Raw genomic sequence first — 18,646 nt, 5'->3', positions numbered from 1 at the left:
TTATTTTTCCTCTCTACTTTCATTCTGCCGCTTCTGTCAGTCGAGCTTTTGCTAGGGCTGAACACTCAGCCATTACCGCCGACGCGCGGGCAATAGGGTTAGTCAAATAAAAATCTTTTATCAAAGACGAAAAAGCTTGCTTGCCAAGTTTGACAGGATGCGAACCGAGCTTTTCTACCTCTTTGTAATCACCCGCTTTGATGGCGTTTATATTGGCCATATGCGGATAATTTTCGAACAGGTTTTTGCGTAAGTCAGCAAGTGAATCAAACGGCAACTTATGTTCCAGAACTTCTGATAAGGCTCTGATAATCGCCCAATCATCCTTGGCTTCGCCTGGTGCAAATGCAGCACGCGCAGTCATCTGCACACGGCCCTCGGTATTGACATAAATACCTGATTTTTCCGTATAGGCCGAAGCTGGCAAAATGACATCGGCGTTTTGCGCACCATTGTCACCATGGCTACCGATATAGATGACAAATCCTTTCTTTTGATCAAGATTTATCTCGTCTGCTCCAAGAAGGAATAACACCTCGGATGACTTGACGATATCTTCAGCGCCGAGATTGGATGAAAAGCCGATATCCAGCCCACCAACACGTGACGCTGCGGTTTGCAAAATACCCAAACCGTTCCATGTATCCGACAATGCTCCGACTTCGTCACAAAGCTTTGAGATCGCGTTCAATATTGCTTCGCCGTTTTGACCCACCAATGCAGCTTGTCCGACTAGAATTAACGGTTTTTCAGCTTTTTTCAAAACTTCGAAAAACTCGTTCTTACCATCAAGCAATTGCGATAGCGTATCAGAGCCTGCACCAAGATAGGTGTAAGGATAACGCAAATCCAACTTGTCTCCGATAAGACCAATCGGGAAATTGCCTTGCCGTTCACGCTTGCGGATTCTCGCATTCATTACGGCCGCCTCAAATCGCGGATTGGAGCCAATGATCAACAATGCATCAGCATCTTCAATGCCGGCAATTGTCGGATTGAAAATATATGAAGAACGCCCCGTCACGCTTGAGGAAACACTTCCGTCCTGCCGACAATCAACGGCTGACGAACCTAGCGATTTCAACAGCAGTTTCAGTGCATACATCTCTTCGACGGTAGCAAAATCTCCTGCAACAGCACCGATCTTATCATGAGACGCAAAATCGATAGCCGATTTTATTGCCGAAAATGCCTCGGCCCAACTTGCCTCAACCAATTTTCCGCCTTTACGAACATAAGGCCGGTCAAGCCGCTGAGTACGCAAACCATCCCAAATAAAGCGGGTTTTATCCGAAATCCACTCCTCGTTAATATCATCGTTGACACGGGGCATAATACGCATGACTTCACGACCACGCGTATCTACACGAATGGCGCTGCCCAATGCGTCCATTACATCAATCGTTTCCGTCTTTGTGAGTTCCCACGGACGGGCATGAAATGCGTAAGGGCGAGATGTCAATGCGCCGACAGGACAAAGATCAATGACATTGCCCTGCAATTCGGACGTCATTGCCTGTTGAAGATAGGTTGTAATCTCCGCGTCTTCACCACGTCCTATTAATCCGAGTTCGGATATACCGGCAACTTCTGTCGTAAAACGAACACATCTTGTACAGTGAATACAACGATTCATCACCGTTTTAACCAAAGGACCAATGTACTTGTTTTCGACGGCCCGCTTATCCTCTTTATAACGCGAAAAATCATGACCATAAGCCATGGCCTGATCTTGCAGGTCACATTCGCCACCCTGATCACAAATAGGACAATCAAGCGGGTGATTGATAAGGAGAAATTCCATAACTCCTTCACGAGCTTTTTTTACCATCGGTGTATTGGTAAACATTTCCGGTGGTTCGCCATTAGGACCCGGACGCAAATCGCGGACACCCATCGCGCAGGATGCTGTTGGCTTGGGCGGTCCCCCCTTCACTTCAACAAGGCACATGCGGCAATTGCCAGCGACCGAAAGACGTTCGTGAAAGCAGAACCGTGGAACCTCTGCGCCCGCTGCCTCTGCAGCCTGAAGAAGCGTATAGTGATCCGGTACTTCGATCTCTTTTCCGTTAATTTTGATCTTCGCCATTGTTATTCCAGTCCGCGGAAAAACCGCTTAACCTTAAAACTTCAATCCGTCTTTTATTCGGCTGCTTCCAAAGCAATATTCTTACTTTGAACAGCATTACGAGTATAATCATCAATGCGTTTTTCAATTTCCGGACGGAAATTTCTGATCAACGCTTGAACCGGCCAAGCCGCAGCATCGCCCAAAGCACAAATCGTATGTCCTTCAACATGTTTTGAAACATCGAACAAAAGGTCGATTTCACGCTTTTGTGCCCTGCCCTCAACCATACGTCCCAAAAGCCGCATCATCCAGCCGGTACCCTCACGGCACGGTGTGCATTGTCCGCAACTTTCATGTTTGAAGAATGCGGAAATACGCCAGATCGCCTTGATAATATCTGTTGATTTATCCATCACAATTGCGCCACCGGTACCAAAAGATGAACCTATGGCTTTCATGCCGTCAAAATCCATGATTGCTTCAGGCATTTTCTCGCCCGGAACAACGGGGCAGGATGCGCCGCCCGGAATAACTGCCAAAAGATTATCCCAACCGCCGCGAATTCCGCCAGCGTGTTTTTCTATCAATTCGCGAAAGGTTAGTCCCAAGCTCTCTTCTACAACGCATGGTGTATTGACATGTCCGGAAAACATAAACAACTTCGTCCCGACATTGTTAGGTCTGCCGAAAGAAGAGAACCACGACGCCCCGCGACGCAAAATCGTCGGCGAAACCGCAATTGATTCAACATTGTTCACCGTTGTGGGGCAGCCGTAAACGCCCATATTCGCAGGAAAAGGTGGCTTCAGACGCGGTTGTCCTTTCTTACCTTCCAGACTTTCAAGAAGTGCCGTTTCTTCACCGCAAATGTAGGCACCTGCGCCATGGTGAACGATAATATCGCAAGCATGACCGTGTTTTGTTTTTTTACCGAGAAGCCCGGCATCATAGCATTCATCAATTGCTGCCTGTAAGGCCTCGCGTTCGCGGATATATTCACCGCGCACGTAAATAAACGCAGTATGCGCCCCCATAGCGAAGGTTGCAATTACGCATCCTTCAATCAAGGTATGAGGATCGTGACGCAATATTTCGCGATCCTTACAGGTACCGGGCTCTGACTCATCTGCGTTGACAACCAGATAGTGCGGACGCCCATCATCCTGTTTAGGCATGAACGACCATTTCATGCCTGTCGGAAAACCGGCACCACCTCTCCCACGCAAACCGGATGCTTTCATCTCGTTGATAATCCAGTCGCGTCCTTTTTCAAGAATGGCTTTTGTACCGTCCCAACAGCCACGAGACATCGCGCCTTTAAGAGACTTGTCCTTTAAACCGTATATATTGGTGAAGATGCGATCACTATCAGCCAGCATTTCTCACCTTTTTCCTTTGTTTCAATACGTTACTCAACTTTTTTAAAGTGATTTATTAATAGTCTTCCTAATTCAATATCTCAGTTTAACCTCAAACAATAACTCACTCGTCCGCTTTTTTTGCGGACGAATTCCTCTTTGTTGTTTTCTGGTCACCATCCAACAACGAAGTAAGTCCTGTAATCGGCTCGGATGTTTTTCGACCATTTTGCGGGCCAACCGGAATAGACGCACCCTTGCCTGCCTCGAATGCATCAATGATTTCTTCCAGACGTTCCGGTGTTAAATCTTCATAAGTATCCTTGAAGATCATAACCATAGGTGCATTTGCACAAGCACCCAAACATTCAACCTCTTCCCAGGAAAGCGTACCATCTTTGTTGGTTTCAAAAGGCGCTTCATTGATCTTGTTTTTACAAACTTTGATTAGTTCTCCGGCACCTCTCAACATGCAGGGTGTCGTTCCGCAAACTTGAACATGCGCCTTTGTACCAACAGGTTTGAGTTGGAACTGCGTATAGAACGTCGCTATTTCCAAAACCCGAATATATGCCATTGAAAGCATATCCGCGACATATTCTATTGCTGCACGGGTCACCCACCCTTCTTGCTCCTGAGCGCGCATCAATAACGGAATAACAGCAGACCTTTGTCGTCCCTCAGGATATTTGGCAATAGTCTTCTCTGCCCATTTCAAGTTCTCTTTATTAAAGGAAAAAGAAGCAGGTTGGACGGCTTCATTGGCAAGACGGCGCACAGTCATCAGCGATCGACCTCCCCGAAAACAATATCAATAGAACCCAAGATTGCTGTAACATCCGCAAGCATATGTCCACGCGTTAAAAAATCCATCGCTTGCAAATGCGCATAACCAGGCGCACGTAATTTCACACGATAAGGCTTGTTTTTACCTTCCGAAACAAGGTACACGCCAAATTCACCTTTAGGTGCCTCTACTGCAGCATAGACCTCACCCGCGGGAACATGAAAACCTTCAGAATAAAGTTTGAAATGATGGATAAGAGACTCCATTGAACTTTTCATTGCCGCTCTTCTGGGCGGCGTAACTTTATGATCTTCTGCCAAAACCGGACCGTCTTTTTCAGTGCTTAACAAACGCTCTACACATTGACGCATTATACGTGCAGACTGGCGCATTTCTTCCATACGGATCAAATAACGATCATAACAATCGCCATTTTTCCCCACCGGAATATCAAAGTCCATTTCGTCATAGCATTCATAGGGTTGACTCTTCCGCAAATCCCACGGAACCCCGGCACTCCGGATCATTACACCTGAAAATCCACGCACCCATGCATCTTCAATCTTGACTACACCGATGTCGACATTGCGTTGTTTAAAAATACGGTTCGGCGTAACAAGAGCATCAAGCTTATCCAAAGCGACTAGAAAGGGATCAATAAATTTTCCGATATCTTCAACGAGTTTTTCCGGCAAATCCTGATGCACCCCACCGGGACGAAAATAATTTGCGTGCAACCTTGCTCCACAGGCGCGCTCATAAAAAATCATAAGCTTTTCGCGCTGTTCGAACCCCCAGAGCGGCGGCGTCAAAGCTCCAACATCCATAGCCTGCGTCGTGACATTCAATAAATGATTGAGAATACGACCGATTTCCGAAAAAAGTACACGAATGAGCTGACCGCGCTTTGGAACTTCAATACCGAGCAATTTTTCGACTGCAAGCACAAACGCGTGCTCCTGATTCATGGGAGCAACATAGTCCAACCGATCAAGATATGGCGTCGCTTGCAAATAGGTTTTTGTTTCCATCAGCTTTTCGGTGCCACGATGGAGAAGCCCGATATGAGGATCGACGCGTTCGACTATTTCTCCATCAAGTTCCAGCACCATACGCAAAACACCGTGCGCAGCAGGATGTTGCGGACCAAAATTTATATTGAAATTACGGACATTGACCTCAGCCACGACCCGCTCCTTTGCCTTGCTGCAATTCAACTACAGTAATAGGTTTTCGACCAAAATCACGACCATTTATGTCCGGAAAACACGTCTGCAATTTCATTTTGCTCCCCCGGCCTTCTCGTCGCCCGGCAATACATAGTCTGTCCCTTCCCAAGGCGACATGAAATCAAAATTTCGCATTTCCTGACGAAGCACAACCGGCTCATAAATAACCCGTTTTAATTCGTTATCATATCTACATTCGACAAAACCCGATGTCGGAAAATCCTTGCGTAAGGGGTGTCCTTCAAAGCCATAATCCGTCAAAATACGCCGCAAATCCGGATGCCCCGAAAACAAGATGCCATACATGTCGTAAGCTTCTCTCTCATACCATTCCGCCCCCGGATAAACACTGCACGCAGAAGGTACAGGAGTATCTTCGTCGGTACGTACTTTTACACGCAGACGTAAATTATGACGAGGAGACAATAAATGATAAACGACGTCGAAACGTTTTTCCCTCTCGGGAAAATCAACACCGCAAATGTCGACAAGACCGACAAACTGACAATGTGAATCATCCTTAAGGAAAGAAAGGACATCAATAATGGCGTCAAGTTTAGCTACAACCGTCAATTCATTATAAGCAAAAACAGACTCATCAATTACACTCTCCAACCGTTCTGCGAGATAAGACTGCAATTCCTTAAGCGCTTCACTATTCATCACTTGCTCTCCCCTCACCGTTCAATAGAACCGGTGCGACGTATCTTTTTTTGCAGCAATAAAACTCCATAAAGGAGAGCTTCTGCCGTTGGAGGACAACCAGGAATATAGATATCAACTGGCACTATACGATCACATCCGCGTACAACAGAATACGAGTAATGATAATACCCTCCTCCATTGGCGCATGAGCCCATAGAAATAACGTAGCGAGGTTCCGGCATCTGGTCGTAAACCTTACGCAACGCCGGTGCCATTTTGTTTGTCAAGGTTCCTGCCACCATCATCACATCTGATTGGCGCGGTGAGGCGCGTGGAGCGTAACCAAAACGTTCATTATCATAATGTGGCATTGAGCATTGCATTAACTCGATCGCGCAACATGCAAGACCAAAGCTCATCCACATCAACGAACCGGTACGTGCCCAGGTAACAAGTGCATCTACAGAGGTTACCAGAAAACCTTTATCCGAAAGTTCACCGCTGATATTATTGAAAAATTCGTCATCCGAACCGATCAATTTCCCCGTATTCGGGTCTATAATACCTTTTGGTTTGGGAGCAACCAGTGTCGAATTGTCATGAATCAATCCCATTCAAGTGCTCCTTTTTTCCACTCATAAATAAAGCCGACGGTCAATACGGCCAAAAACACCAACATAGAAACAAAACCGAACATACCGACCGCATCGAATGACACGGCCCAAGGAAATAGAAACGCAACTTCTAAGTCGAAAATAATAAACAGAATGGAAACCAGATAAAATCTAATATCAAACTTCATACGTGCGTCATCAAAGGAATTAAATCCGCACTCATATGCTGAAAGTTTTTCCGGATCGGGAGAACGATAAGCCACAATATAAGGCATTATCAACAGTATACCGGCGATCAACGCCGACACGATTATAAAAATCAATACTGGCAAATAAGAACTTATCAGATCGGTCATGGTCCACTTCTGCCTTTAAAAGGTGCTGAACTAACACTACCGGAGTCTACCTGAAACGTAGCAAAACCGGCTTGTAAGTTAATCCCGCCCGTGCAGCTTAAAGGGCATGCCGTGCGATAAAATCTGCGTTAAGCGTTACCCCACCAAACGCTCTTACGCAATAGCAAACGCTATCATAAAATCGTAAGTTGTGCAAAATCCAGAACGAGTTTTACAAGCATAGGTTTGTATAACAGTGATCAATTCTGAAAAAAATAATTGAAAAACAATATATTGGGATATTTTTTACAGCGATTATTCCGCTCTAAAATTCAAACAATTCATCTTTTATTCATTCAGTCACGTTTTAGCGAACGATAATATTTACGTCACTTTTGGACCAAAACGGCACAAAGTATACCACCATATGCCATTCGACATCAGATTCACTATCAGGAGAGCCAAATACAAACTCATACCTATTAAAAGTTTAATCAAAAATCAGGGGGGGGGCAATAAAGAATAAAACGAAGGCTTTGACTATCTAAACAAAAAGTCAAACATTAGCCATGATCAGCTAAAATAGCCATCTGAAAAATGGCGCGAGTGACGGGACTCGAACCCGCGACCTCCGGCGTGACAGGCCGGCGCTCTAACCAACTGAGCTACACCCGCGCACTTTTCAGTTCAGTCATTGTGACTGTGTGCGGTCGTTTAAGGTGTTCGCTTGCATCTGTCAAGCGACAAGCAGATAGTTTTTTCACAAAAATTGTTTTTTTCGCGAAAAACGTGGAAAAACAGCGTGGCCAAAAAAAATTAAGCAAAAAATCTATTTTAAGTGTCATCTTTCTCTTGCGTTTAGCAAAAGTTTTGCCTAAAGAGTGCGTCAGTTGTTACCAACCCACGGTAACGGCGGGCGATTAGCTCAGCTGGTAGAGCGCCTCGTTTACACCGAGGATGTCGGGAGTTCGAGTCTCTCATCGCCTACCATTCTCCATTTTCATCCTTTTACTAACTGGCTTATCAAATCTATTGAGCGCAGACGTTTGGAAAATTGTATCGTTTGTCGCACCTAATTGAATTCCTGGCCCCCCTCGTCATGTTGTAATGACTGTCGGTCTCTGGCGACTTTCCAACTCCTTAATGAAGGTAACTGATATAATAACAGCGAGGTCAACAGGATAACTTTTTCCGCATGTAAGCTGTTTCCACGTATCTCAGTCATAGCATTTCAATTCACGACGAAGTGGTGAATCATAACCTGACTGTCTCGCTATCAAAGGGGTACCGTTGCAGTTAATGCGCTCTGTCAGGACCATTCGTACTGTGATGCAGTAAGACTCAACAATTTTCCGGTTTTAACCAATTTAAAGGGTGAATTTTTACGAGTCGTTCGTAATGTCTCAAAAAAAGCCATAAAATTTTTCAAAAGCTCTTTCCGAAGGGGAAGTTTTTCCTATCTGCATCAATATGGCGTTCATATTCGGAGAAGATTTTATGCAAGCCGTTCATCTCGTTGACGACCGAAATTCGGTCAAATTGCCTTTTATCTTTTTATTGATCTCTCTTTTTCTTCCAGTATTGGCAGGCTGCGGTTTCAATACAATTCCAACCAATGAGGAAAAAGCACATGCCGCTTGGAGTGAAGTATTAAATCAATATCAACGGCGGTCCGATCTGATTCCAAACCTTGTCGAAACCGTTAAGGGATATGCTCAACATGAACAGGCTGTGTTGACCGGCGTTGTAGAGGCGCGTGCGAAAGCAACGCAAACAAATATCAACGCCGATATGCTCAACGACCCCGAAGCTATGCAACAATTTATCAATAATCAGTCCAATCTGACGGGAGCATTGTCCCGCTTGATGGCTGTTGCTGAAAACTATCCTGATCTAAAAGCGAATCAGAATTTTCTTGCATTACAATCGCAGCTTGAGGGAACCGAGAATCGCATTGCAGTAGCAAGACGCGATTATATCGAAGCAGTGCGTGTCTATAACACAGCTCTCAAGACGATGCCGACTATGATATGGACGTGGTTATGGTATCGTGATGCAAAACCAATGCCCACATTTTCAATCGACGAGGCCGCCGAAAAAGCCCCCAAGGTCGAGTTCAACAAATGATTCTTTTACCTAGGCCAGTTTTCATAAGGATAATTTTCTTCATAATATTGGCCTTTAGTTCTGTTTGGACTTTATCCAATGCCTCTTCAGGTAGCTTGAATTTCCCCGAACTATCGAATCGCATCGTCGACAATGCGCATTTACTTAGTCCGGAAACAAAAACATCTCTTGGTACCAAGCTAGCGTCACTTGAGCAAAAGACGGGTGACCAGATCGTTGTAGCCACTCTTCCTAGCCTTTACGGCTACGATATAGAAACTTATGCAAACGGCTTATTCAGACATTGGGCTTTGGGGCAAAAGCAAATAAACAACGGCGTACTATTGGTAGTAGCGCCGAATGAACGGGAAGTACGAATTGAAGTTGGATATGGACTGGAAGCGATACTTACAGACGCTCTGTCTTCAACTGTTATTAATGCGATAATCATACCAAATTTCAGGAATGGGAATTTTGATAGGGGAATAAGTGAAGGCGTCAACGCAATCGAAGACATTCTGACAGGGAGTAAAGCCGACTTTGATTCCCGGATAAAAGCTTACCAGCAAATCGAACAGGAGAAGATCGAGCAGCAGCAAAAACAGGATTTAATAGCCAATGCCATAACTTTCATTGTGTTTTTCATCTTTGTCGTACTTCCGATACTGGCTTCAATTTTCGGAATGAAAGTTGGCCCTGGACGCTATCGCTGGCTCGGTATCGTCTTTGTACTTTGGTTTCTCGGATCGGGTCGCGGTGGAGGATTCGGAGGAGGTTTCGGCGGGGGATCTGGCGGCTTCGATGGAGGATTCGGAGGCGGCGGTGGTTCGTCTGGCGGCGGAGGCGCATCAGGAAGATGGTAATATCAATGGATAAACAGGCTTTATCGGATGTGATTGAACGCGATAGAATCAGCGCTGCAATTCATTCTGCCGAAAAAACAACCAGTGGTGAAATTTTTGCTGTATTTACAAAAGGAAGCGACAGCTATTTTATTATTTCGTTTTTTGTGTGGACTGTCTTTGTCTTTTTCTGTTCGATCATAGTTGCTTATTGTCTGCATTTTTGGCGGTATGACATTCCGCTTCATTATTTCGCGTCAATTTTTCTTACCATACATCTTTTAGGCCTATTCTATCTGTCCATTATTCCGGCTTTAAGATTGGCAATAACTCCCGCTTCGATTAAAAATCGTATTTGTCATGAAAATGCTATGCGTCAATTTCTGGCGCAAAATATCAACCGGACAAAAAGGCGCACCGGCATTCTTTTGTTTATTTCAGAAGCGGAACATTATGCCGAGGTTATAGCTGACACAAAGATTTCGGAAAAAGTACCACCGGAAACATGGAACGCGATCGTTAAAGGCATGATGGAAAAGGCACGAAATAGAGAACTTACCGAAGCTTTTTTGGAAGCGATAAAAAAGTCCGGTGAAATACTAACGTGCTATTTTCCGGAAAGCAGCCATATAGATAACGAATTGCCTGACCATATTGTTGAACTCTTATAACTCTTTATTTGTCTTTCAGATATTCGTTATTGTCCGTATGTTTGTTTCAAGATGGTTTGCTACGCTATCAAGCCTGTACCCCCACTCCAATTTTATTCATTGTCATGGGCTTATTCTTTGCTCTCGGCTCTTATATCGTTATTCATAAAAAACACCAACTTCTTCATTAAATTTATAGATAGAATAAACCCGAATTTGGTAAACAGAGATCGCAGTGTCGGTACGAGTTAATATTAAGCAGTTGTACGCCATCGGTTTGTTTTTTGCCAACCGTAACACTAATTATAATATCGCACCTTCCTCGTCTAACCTCGTCCGTTGAAGCAACCAGGCTTCACATTTGTGGTATTCCATATCCGATTTGCAAACCGGAAACAATGCTTTACAGGAAAAACTGTTTGATCAATTCAGATATTTTTCTGTAACGTTAAAGAACACATTTAAACTTATGTATTTATTGAATTTAAAATATATTCTATGGTATATTCTAAATTCTATTAATATTTCCAATAATATAAATTATATGAACTATTATTTACATTTTATTAAAATACCTTGTTATAATTAGAGAGTAAATTTTAAAAATAATAATTTTTAACATATTACAATTCACTCTATTGTCCTAATCCTTCAATCTTCGACTATCTAATTCCTTGATTTAAGTTTCATAGGCTAATAAATTATCGTGGAAAAATTTTTCGCGGCTGGATATGATGAACAATATAATCCGACAAAACCTAGATCACCATTTTTTACCGACAAAAGCTTCCCCGCCCGTAGAATGGGTCATAAGCGACGAGCTAGTTCCATATCCGTTTGCTCTCGAAGAAATGGAAAAGAGAATCGCCAGAATAGCTTCCGGAGACGCTCGTGAACGAATTTGGTTATTGGAGCACCCGCCTGTATACACGGCCGGTACAAGCGCCAAAAAAAGTGATCTTTTAACACCTGACCGGTTTCCGGTTTATCAAACCGGACGTGGGGGAGAATTTACCTATCATGGACCAGGCCAACGTGTAATTTATGTCATGCTTGACCTGAAACGTCGCAAAGAAGATGTCCGTGCTTTTATAGGGGCGTTGGAAGAATGGATCATCCAAACTCTGGCCGAATTCAATATCAAAGGTGAACGTCGGGAAGATCGCGTGGGCGTGTGGGTTGTTCGTCCCGACCGGCCGTCGACAATTAAAAACGAGCCGGCGGAAGACAAGATTGCGGCAATAGGAATACGTTTGCGCAAGTGGGTAAGTTTTCATGGAATTGCGTTAAACGTTGAACCGAATTTGTCACATTATGCTGGAATTGTTCCTTGCGGGATATCGGATCATGGTGTGACTAGTTTTGTTGATCTTGGTCTGCCCGTCACCATGGCAGATGTTGACATTGTCCTGAGACAAACGTTTGAAAGAATATTTGGCGCCACAATTTCTGTAAAACCTTAGGTTGCAACAAAATGATCTGCGAGAATACAGACCAGAAGAAATTTTATATCACGGCAATTATTGCCACGCTTTTATTTTATTTTCCTCTCATACTAAGTAATTATTATTATAGAGATGATTTTGAAAGGCTTGTTAGTCAAACTCCGGGATGGAGCGAATATGGACGACCATTTGCTGACGTTTTAGCATTCTTTCTTTCTGCTGATTGGCAATGGATGCCGGATTCATCCCCCTTTTTTCTTATCATTGCGTTATGTTTAACTATCGTATCAGCGTGTCTATGTTTAAAGATCCGTTCAATTCCGTTTAACGCGGTTACTGCGGCTCTGCTCGTCGCCTATATCTTCAATCCATTTCTACTCGCTGCATATCTTTATCGTTTTGATTGTGTGATAATGGCGATGGGATTGACATGCAGTTTGTTGGGTTGGGCCTACTACAAAAATTCAAAAATAAAATCTGCGATATTTTGCTTCATTTCTATGGGATTTTACCAATCCTATATCAATATGTTTATTATTCTTGTTTTAGTAGAAACACTATTTGATATTTACCGTGGTAGAAAAATCAGCATCGCAATTAGATATTTCATAAAGTCAGTTATCTTTGCTGCATTAATCACGGTTTTCTTTTATTTTTTTGATAAAATATTTATCGATGAATATGCTGCAGTGAAGGGCCAATTTATCTTTCAAAGTTCGAAAGGTGCAGCTCACTACATTGCAGTGACGACTGAAAATGTTTTTTCACGTTATTTCGGCTTTTTGTCAACAACCGGTAAAATATTGTATGGCATAGCTATTTGCGTCGGTTTTGCACAAATTCAACTTCACTTTTATCGCGATACGCACTTCGATAAACCGGTTTTGAGAGCGGCAATCTGCTCGATCGCTTATTTATTCATGCTACCCATTTCGCTTGGTGTGTTGTATGGAATCGTAGGTGACAGCGGCATCCCACCGAGGGTTATGCCCCAATCTATCTTCTTTTCTGTTTGCGTTCTTTTTCTTCTCATTCAATTTGTCACGCGTTTACAAAAGCTAGAAAATCAAGGGGGTGCTCTTACTTTTGCAAATACAAAAGCAACTTGGGGAATAATCGGCTTTTTCCTGCTATTTCCGCTTGTTTTTAGCTATATTTTGAATAGCGCAGTCAGGATTCAAAATGATTTGAACCGTTATTACTTATACCGTATCGCTACATCTTTAGAATCGTTTCCTCCCGAGAAGCCCATTTACATTCTGGGCGGATTGGGAACATCTTCTTACATAAAAGATACTGCCGAAAGAATGCGCCTTATTGCGGTGATGATACCTCATGGGAGTGACTGGCTCTTATCATCGCAATTAAAAGAATTCGGATATAACAACATAAAAATGATATCTAATACGCGGCTCGCCGCTCAACTGGTTACGGAATTATGTAACCAAAATCGGCTGCCTGATATCAACACTATGAATTATCGAATATTCGACCTGGACGAATTTCTTTTTATTTCGCTTGGACGCAAAAATATGTGCCTGAGCGATTATAATGAAAATACCGGGGATGATCCCCAATGACCCGACGCTTGGATGTGAATGAAGTTGTTTTGGACATTTATAAGAAACACAGGTCGTTTGTGCTGTTTTTATGTTCCGGATCAATCGCATTCTGGATCGATTTTTTTACTCTTTGGATATTACAGACATCTGGTCTAAATCTTTGGATTGCCAGAGCGTGCGCATTTATTGTTGCAGCTACTTTCACTTGGATATTCAACAGTCGGATATCATTTCGAGGTCGGGAAGCGCGTTTCAAAAATCTGAAAGGTTGGGGAAGTTATATGGGGCTTGCAGCCATCGGCGGTGTGCTCAATTATTGCGCGAGCATGACTGTGTTAAAAAGCTCCGGCAATGTTACGCCATTGACTTTATTCCTGGCTATTGCGGCCGGATCGTTAGCAGGACTTTTCGCCAATTATTTTTTAAACCATTTTGTATTTTTTAAAAAAGCATGAAATAGGCTGATATTTCTATTTGAATTATTCAACAAAAACAGCGTTATATTTTCTCATGATCTCCAAAAGATCATCCGATAATAATAATTCAAGTTCTTTTTGCCGTTCAGTTGTCATATGAGCCAGACGATACCGGCTATCTTTATAAAAATTGCTTTCCGAAACTTCGTTATTAACCGGGTGTGTCATTATCTCGATAGTCACATCGCGATCTGACGTTTTGCTTGATATCAACGCCAACCCCTTATCAATATCATCCAAAGCGAGGTTGCAACTCGCAGTCGCTCCTAAAAAAAAGTCCGAAGTGGGCACCTGATAGCGACTCACTAAAGCTCTCGTATCTTTTGCCCAAAAAGCCAATAATTGCCGGCGCAAATTTCCTTTGATATTATCGACAATATTTGACCGCCTCTTATATCCAAGTTCCAATGGTGTGCGGATGTAGGAAACCGGATATTTTTTTAAAAGCTCTTCGATCACTGGTCTTAATGGCGGCCATATGTGGATATGCAGATGACCGTCGAGCCTTATTTGCCTATCACTAAAACAGTTATGGACGAATTCAATTTGCTGGCAAAATTCTTTGAATATCCATTCTTGTAACAACTTTTTCTTAGAAGAAAAATAAAGTTTTTTTATCAATTGCCCCAGTGACAAACAAAAAAAGCCATCTTCACTGGTCAATCCGAACGCACTCCCTCCTTCTGAAAGAGATCGTCCCTCAAGAAGGTTGAGATGTGTATTGATAAACTTGCAACCTGTTTTATCTAAAGCTTCGTAGCTTGATTGGTCTTCACCGCCGGCAAGAACACTGGTGCCCTGTAGCCGACCTTTTTCTAGTGCTGTAACGATTGCGCTCGAGCAACCGCGATCAACAGCAAAGTCGTCCGCATTAAACAAGCAGAAAAGTGTCATTTTCGCGCTTTCCTGTTCTTGGAATCTTCTCCGCCTCCCAGATCTATTTTTTGACTGATCAGAAAACGCGGACGACTTTTTACTTCATAAAAAATTTGACGGATATATGCCGACAAAACACATAAGCAAGAGAGCACCGCAACACCGGTAATCAAAATGACAAGGATCAAAGTTGAAAAACCACTGACCGATTTCCCGATAACTTTAGAGATGACAGCGTCACCACCAACAACTAAAGAAAATAACACAAACAAGAAAGTCATAAACCAGATGAAAACGAGAGGCTTTGCTGAAAAACCCGTTAGCGAATCTATGGCTAAATGCAGTTTTTTCCAAAATGACCAACCGCTTTTCCCAATTTCACGATTTTTAGGAACAAAAGAAACACTTACCTGCTTGAAACCGAGCCATTGCACAACACCTCGATAAAAGAAAAGCTTTTCCGGTAGTGATTTCAGCGCATCTGCTACTTTTCGGTCAAGCAAAATAAAATCACTCGTTCCTCCAATATCATTTTCGGTTATCCAGTGAAAAATTTTATAAAAGCTTGCCGCCGCCAAACGATCCAAACACGATTCTTGTTGTCTCTTCTCTTTCACAGCCGAAACAATTTCGGCCCCCTCTTCCCACAATTCAAGCATTTTGGACATCAATTCCGGTGGATGCTGCAAATCACAGTCAATCGTTATGACAACGTCACTATCTGCCAAAGAAAGGCCAGCTGCGATTGCCGATTCCTTGCCAAAGTTTTTTGCAAGCCGAATACCCTGAATTCGGAATTTTTCAGGAATAATTTTTTGTAAGTCCGACCAGCTTGTGTCCTTAGACCCGTCGTCGACAAGTATAATCGTCAAATCATACTCAAGTTTAGAAAATACTCGTGCGACTTCTTCGACAAAAATCGCAATTCCTTTTCCTTCATTATAAACCGGACTAATTACTGTGACTGTTGTCATCTTTGCATTCCGCAAACAAACCCCTTGATGTAGATCTTTTACATGATTTCATTTTAATTGAAAGTCTTGCGAACAGAACACGAACATCCTCGCTTTTTCGCATCATATATGCAAAAATAGAACGATTCGTACAAATTTAACTTCAGATAAATCCTAGGATAGATAATCGACACCGATGGACGAGAAACATAACGATCTTTTTGGAAATTTGCAAAGCAATACAGAAACGGCAAAAGAACTTTCCGATGGCGTTTCAAAAAAAGCGAATCTCGAAAAAAAAGATAAACAAACGTTGAAATCCTTGACTGTAACAACCGATGCAGAAGATAGCTATGATGCTTCATCTATCCGTGTGCTGGAAGGGTTGGAACCGGTGCGTTTGCGTCCGGGAATGTATATCGGTGGCACTGACAGTAAAGCACTTCATCATCTTTTCGCAGAAGTTATTGATAACTCGATGGACGAGGCTGTTGCAGGCTATGCCAATTTTATCGAAGTATCGCTTGATGCCGACGGGTATTTAACAGTTACCGATAACGGACGCGGTATACCGGTAGAGAACCATCCGCAAATGCCTGATAAATCGACTCTTGAAGTTATCATGACCCAATTACATTCAGGCGGCAAATTCGACGGAAAGGCATATGAAACATCAGGTGGACTTCACGGCGTCGGAATATCGGTTGTCAATGCTTTGTCAGATGACATGGAGGTGGAGGTAGCGCGTGGCCGCAAACTTTACCGACAGCGGTTTTCCCGCGGGATTCCCAAGTCAGGTCTGGAAGATTTAGGCGAAATCCATAATCGCCGTGGTACACGCGTCCGTTTTCATCCGGATGCAGAAATATTTGGGCCAAAAGCTGCTTTCGATCCTGAACGGATCTACAAAATGGCACGCTCGAAAGCCTACCTTTTTGGCGGTGTTGAAATTCGCTGGAGTTGCGATCCGGCAAAGCTTATCGGGAAAGACAATATTCCCGAGAAAGCTGTTTTTCATTTTCCGGGCGGGTTGAAAGATTTTTTAAGTTCATCTCTTGACGGGGAATATCAAGTCACTTCGGATATTTTTGCCGGAAAAACCGAACAGCGCGGTGGCCATGGTTCTGTCGAATGGGCGATCACGTGGTACGGTGGTGACGGTTTTATGCATTCCTATTGCAATACTATACCAACGGGTGAAGGTGGTACGCATGAAGCAGGTTTGAAACAGGCTCTTCTACGCGGATTAAAGGCTTATGCCGAATTGACGGGTAATAAACGGGCTTCCGTTATCACCACCGATGATGTGATGATATCGGCGGCTGTAATGCTTTCGGTCTTTATCCGTGAACCGGAATTTGTCGGACAAACCAAAGATCGTTTGGCAACCGTCGAAGCACAACGAATCGTCGAAAACGCGATTCGTGACCCGTTTGATCATTGGCTCGCCAATTCCCCTCAGGAAGCCACCAAACTTCTTGATTGGGTTGTTGAGAGAGCCGAGGAACGATTAAAAAGGCGTCAGGAGAAAGAAGTCAGTCGCAAAACTGCCGTGCGGAAGTTACGCCTTCCAGGAAAACTCGCTGATTGTACGCATAATTCAGCTGCGGGCGCAGAGTTATTTCTAGTCGAAGGTGATTCAGCCGGCGGTTCGGCAAAACAGGCCAGAAATCGTGCAACTCAGGCGGTGTTACCCTTACGCGGAAAGATTCTTAATGTTGCCAGTGCCGGCCGTGACAAGTTGAGTAATAACCAGATAATATCCGATCTTATATTGGCACTCGGTTGTGGCACGCATTCAAAATATAAAGAGAGCGATCTGAGGTATGACCGCATTATCATCATGACAGATGCCGATGTGGACGGTGCGCACATTGCCTCGCTCCTGATTACTTTTTTTTATCAGGAGATGCCGGAACTTATAAAGAAGGGACATCTTTTTTTAGCGGTTCCGCCTCTCTATCGCATTTCGCAAGGCGGTAATGTTGCCTATGCGCGGGATGACGCCCATAAGGATGAACTATTAAAGACAAAATTTACCGGCCGTGGAAAAATCGAAATCGGTCGGTTCAAAGGTTTAGGAGAAATGCGTTCGGATCAGCTTAAAGAAACGACCATGGATCCAAAAAACAGGACTTTACTACGAGTCGATATTGATAGCGAAAGCAATCAGGTGACTAAAAAAGTCGTTGAGGATCTTATGGGATCAAAGCCTGAAGCCCGTTTTCATTTCATTCAGGAAAATGCGGAATTCGCCGATAATCTGGATATTTGATAATTTATCGAAAAATTAAACGTTTAGCGAACCACAACAATAAAATTGACTGTAAAAAATCTCGTAAAGCGTCGTTGAAATCTCACACCGTTAAAATTGAAATATTATGGTTTGATTTTCATGTTCCCGATATCAAACTGTTGGATACACATTTAGTTTTGTGAATGAGATAGATTTGTCTCGATCCAATGCTCATTTAAAAATATTGATTGTTACCTGAACTTGAAATTATGACAGTAAAACATGAAAGGTTTACGCATAACCGTTCGTCAGAGATTTTTTTAAAATATAATACTGTTGATATAAAATTCATACTTTTAATAATATTTATAATATTATAAATAATTTAAATATTATTTTTTTAATTTACCTATTTTTCAAATTGTATAATTGTATTAATTATTCTTTTTATCACATGATTT

16 protein-coding genes and 2 tRNA genes are annotated in these 18,646 nt (G+C 43.0%); 8 read left to right on the top strand and 10 right to left on the bottom strand.

What is annotated here, in order from left to right; genetic code table 11:
- Window positions 1-19 precede the first annotated feature (19 nt).
- The 8 genes from nuoG to H3V14_RS08830 form a co-directional block, all read right to left on the bottom strand.
- The gene (gene nuoG, locus H3V14_RS08865; protein WP_198228055.1) at window positions 20-2,089 is read right to left on the bottom strand and encodes an NADH-quinone oxidoreductase subunit NuoG; all 2,070 of its coding nucleotides are present in this window, start codon (window positions 2,087-2,089) and stop codon (window positions 20-22) included.
- A 53-nt stretch (window positions 2,090-2,142) separates the two neighbouring features.
- Window positions 2,143-3,450 carry an NADH-quinone oxidoreductase subunit NuoF gene (nuoF, locus tag H3V14_RS08860; RefSeq protein ID WP_075870701.1) on the bottom strand — a complete coding sequence of 436 codons (1,308 nt, stop codon included), beginning with the start codon at window positions 3,448-3,450 and terminating at the stop codon, window positions 2,143-2,145.
- Window positions 3,451-3,553: 103 nt separating this feature from the next.
- Window positions 3,554-4,213 (bottom strand): NADH-quinone oxidoreductase subunit NuoE, encoded by a 660-nt coding sequence (gene nuoE, locus H3V14_RS08855; protein ID WP_198228053.1) that lies wholly within the window; start codon window positions 4,211-4,213, stop codon window positions 3,554-3,556.
- Window positions 4,213-5,403: an NADH-quinone oxidoreductase subunit D gene (locus H3V14_RS08850; protein WP_075914430.1), complete on the bottom strand. Its 1,191-nt coding sequence runs from the start codon at window positions 5,401-5,403 to the stop codon at window positions 4,213-4,215. The genes nuoE and H3V14_RS08850 overlap by 1 nt, the downstream gene beginning before the upstream one ends.
- Window positions 5,404-5,496: 93 nt before the next feature.
- Window positions 5,497-6,108, bottom strand: coding sequence for an NADH-quinone oxidoreductase subunit C (locus H3V14_RS08845; protein WP_075914429.1), 612 nt, complete (start codon window positions 6,106-6,108; stop codon window positions 5,497-5,499).
- A gap of 14 nt (window positions 6,109-6,122) precedes the next feature.
- Window positions 6,123-6,704 carry an NADH-quinone oxidoreductase subunit B family protein gene (locus H3V14_RS08840; RefSeq protein ID WP_075870705.1) on the bottom strand — a complete coding sequence of 194 codons (582 nt, stop codon included), beginning with the start codon at window positions 6,702-6,704 and terminating at the stop codon, window positions 6,123-6,125.
- Window positions 6,695-7,060, bottom strand: a complete 366-nt coding sequence (locus H3V14_RS08835; protein WP_075870706.1) for an NADH-quinone oxidoreductase subunit A — start codon at window positions 7,058-7,060, stop codon at window positions 6,695-6,697. Before H3V14_RS08835 ends, H3V14_RS08840 begins: the two co-directional genes overlap by 10 nt.
- Before the next feature lie 577 nt (window positions 7,061-7,637).
- Window positions 7,638-7,714, bottom strand: a tRNA-Asp gene (locus H3V14_RS08830).
- A 239-nt stretch (window positions 7,715-7,953) separates the two neighbouring features.
- On the opposite strand from H3V14_RS08830, the gene H3V14_RS08825 reads away from it, so the two are divergent.
- From H3V14_RS08825 to H3V14_RS08795, 7 genes are all read left to right on the top strand, one after another.
- A tRNA-Val gene (locus H3V14_RS08825) sits at window positions 7,954-8,029 on the top strand.
- 507 nt (window positions 8,030-8,536) lie between these two features.
- Window positions 8,537-9,166: a LemA family protein gene (locus tag H3V14_RS08820; protein WP_198228051.1), complete on the top strand. Its 630-nt coding sequence runs from the start codon at window positions 8,537-8,539 to the stop codon at window positions 9,164-9,166.
- Window positions 9,163-10,008, top strand: a complete 846-nt coding sequence (locus H3V14_RS08815; protein WP_198228049.1) for a YgcG family protein — start codon at window positions 9,163-9,165, stop codon at window positions 10,006-10,008. Before H3V14_RS08820 ends, H3V14_RS08815 begins: the two co-directional genes overlap by 4 nt.
- A gap of 5 nt (window positions 10,009-10,013) precedes the next feature.
- Window positions 10,014-10,658 carry a TPM domain-containing protein gene (locus H3V14_RS08810; RefSeq protein WP_198228047.1) on the top strand — a complete coding sequence of 215 codons (645 nt, stop codon included), beginning with the start codon at window positions 10,014-10,016 and terminating at the stop codon, window positions 10,656-10,658.
- A 713-nt stretch (window positions 10,659-11,371) separates the two neighbouring features.
- Complete coding sequence (lipB, locus tag H3V14_RS08805) at window positions 11,372-12,100, top strand: lipoyl(octanoyl) transferase LipB (RefSeq protein WP_075870710.1); 729 nt, start codon at window positions 11,372-11,374, stop codon at window positions 12,098-12,100.
- 11 nt (window positions 12,101-12,111) lie between these two features.
- Window positions 12,112-13,662: a glucosyltransferase domain-containing protein gene (locus H3V14_RS08800; RefSeq protein ID WP_198228045.1), complete on the top strand. Its 1,551-nt coding sequence runs from the start codon at window positions 12,112-12,114 to the stop codon at window positions 13,660-13,662.
- Window positions 13,659-14,099 carry a GtrA family protein gene (locus H3V14_RS08795; protein WP_198228043.1) on the top strand — a complete coding sequence of 147 codons (441 nt, stop codon included), beginning with the start codon at window positions 13,659-13,661 and terminating at the stop codon, window positions 14,097-14,099. The genes H3V14_RS08800 and H3V14_RS08795 overlap by 4 nt, the downstream gene beginning before the upstream one ends.
- Window positions 14,100-14,123: 24 nt before the next feature.
- Here H3V14_RS08795 and H3V14_RS08790 read toward each other — a convergent pair whose 3' ends face one another.
- Both H3V14_RS08790 and H3V14_RS08785 read right to left on the bottom strand, forming a co-directional pair.
- The gene (locus H3V14_RS08790; protein WP_198228041.1) at window positions 14,124-15,014 is read right to left on the bottom strand and encodes a ChbG/HpnK family deacetylase; all 891 of its coding nucleotides are present in this window, start codon (window positions 15,012-15,014) and stop codon (window positions 14,124-14,126) included.
- Window positions 15,011-15,970, bottom strand: a complete 960-nt coding sequence (locus H3V14_RS08785) for a glycosyltransferase family 2 protein (protein ID WP_198228039.1) — start codon at window positions 15,968-15,970, stop codon at window positions 15,011-15,013. Before H3V14_RS08785 ends, H3V14_RS08790 begins: the two co-directional genes overlap by 4 nt.
- A 175-nt stretch (window positions 15,971-16,145) precedes the next feature.
- On the opposite strand from H3V14_RS08785, the gene parE reads away from it, so the two are divergent.
- Entirely contained in the window at window positions 16,146-18,224 is a 2,079-nt protein-coding gene (gene parE / locus H3V14_RS08780) for a DNA topoisomerase IV subunit B (RefSeq protein ID WP_198228037.1), read from the top strand.
- The last annotated feature ends 422 nt before the right edge of the window (window positions 18,225-18,646 follow it).

Origin of the sequence: Bartonella sp. W8151, assembly GCF_016100385.1 — a bacterium.
Lineage (GTDB): Bacteria > Pseudomonadota > Alphaproteobacteria > Rhizobiales > Rhizobiaceae > Bartonella > Bartonella apis.
The sequence above is the reverse complement of the archived record's forward strand: the minus strand, read 5'-3'. Positions and strand labels throughout refer to the sequence as shown.

Bases quoted from the DNA above. Each gene is read 5' to 3' on its own strand.
- H3V14_RS08820 (WP_198228051.1), top strand. From the start codon at position 8,537: ATGCAAGCCGTTCATCTCGTTGACGACCGAAATTCGGTCAAATTGCCT.
- H3V14_RS08795 (WP_198228043.1), top strand. From the start codon at position 13,659: ATGACCCGACGCTTGGATGTGAATGAAGTTGTTTTGGACATTTATAAG.
- parE (WP_198228037.1), top strand. From the start codon at position 16,146: ATGGACGAGAAACATAACGATCTTTTTGGAAATTTGCAAAGCAATACA.
- nuoF (WP_075870701.1), bottom strand. From the start codon at position 3,450: ATGCTGGCTGATAGTGATCGCATCTTCACCAATATATACGGTTTAAAG.
- nuoG (WP_198228055.1), bottom strand. From the start codon at position 2,089: ATGGCGAAGATCAAAATTAACGGAAAAGAGATCGAAGTACCGGATCAC.
- H3V14_RS08810 (WP_198228047.1), top strand. From the start codon at position 10,014: ATGGATAAACAGGCTTTATCGGATGTGATTGAACGCGATAGAATCAGC.
- H3V14_RS08815 (WP_198228049.1), top strand. From the start codon at position 9,163: ATGATTCTTTTACCTAGGCCAGTTTTCATAAGGATAATTTTCTTCATA.
- H3V14_RS08800 (WP_198228045.1), top strand. From the start codon at position 12,112: ATGATCTGCGAGAATACAGACCAGAAGAAATTTTATATCACGGCAATT.
- lipB (WP_075870710.1), top strand. From the start codon at position 11,372: ATGAACAATATAATCCGACAAAACCTAGATCACCATTTTTTACCGACA.
- H3V14_RS08845 (WP_075914429.1), bottom strand. From the start codon at position 6,108: ATGAATAGTGAAGCGCTTAAGGAATTGCAGTCTTATCTCGCAGAACGG.
- H3V14_RS08785 (WP_198228039.1), bottom strand. From the start codon at position 15,970: ATGACAACAGTCACAGTAATTAGTCCGGTTTATAATGAAGGAAAAGGA.
- H3V14_RS08840 (WP_075870705.1), bottom strand. From the start codon at position 6,704: ATGGGATTGATTCATGACAATTCGACACTGGTTGCTCCCAAACCAAAA.
- H3V14_RS08835 (WP_075870706.1), bottom strand. From the start codon at position 7,060: ATGACCGATCTGATAAGTTCTTATTTGCCAGTATTGATTTTTATAATC.
- nuoE (WP_198228053.1), bottom strand. From the start codon at position 4,213: ATGACTGTGCGCCGTCTTGCCAATGAAGCCGTCCAACCTGCTTCTTTT.
- H3V14_RS08790 (WP_198228041.1), bottom strand. From the start codon at position 15,014: ATGACACTTTTCTGCTTGTTTAATGCGGACGACTTTGCTGTTGATCGC.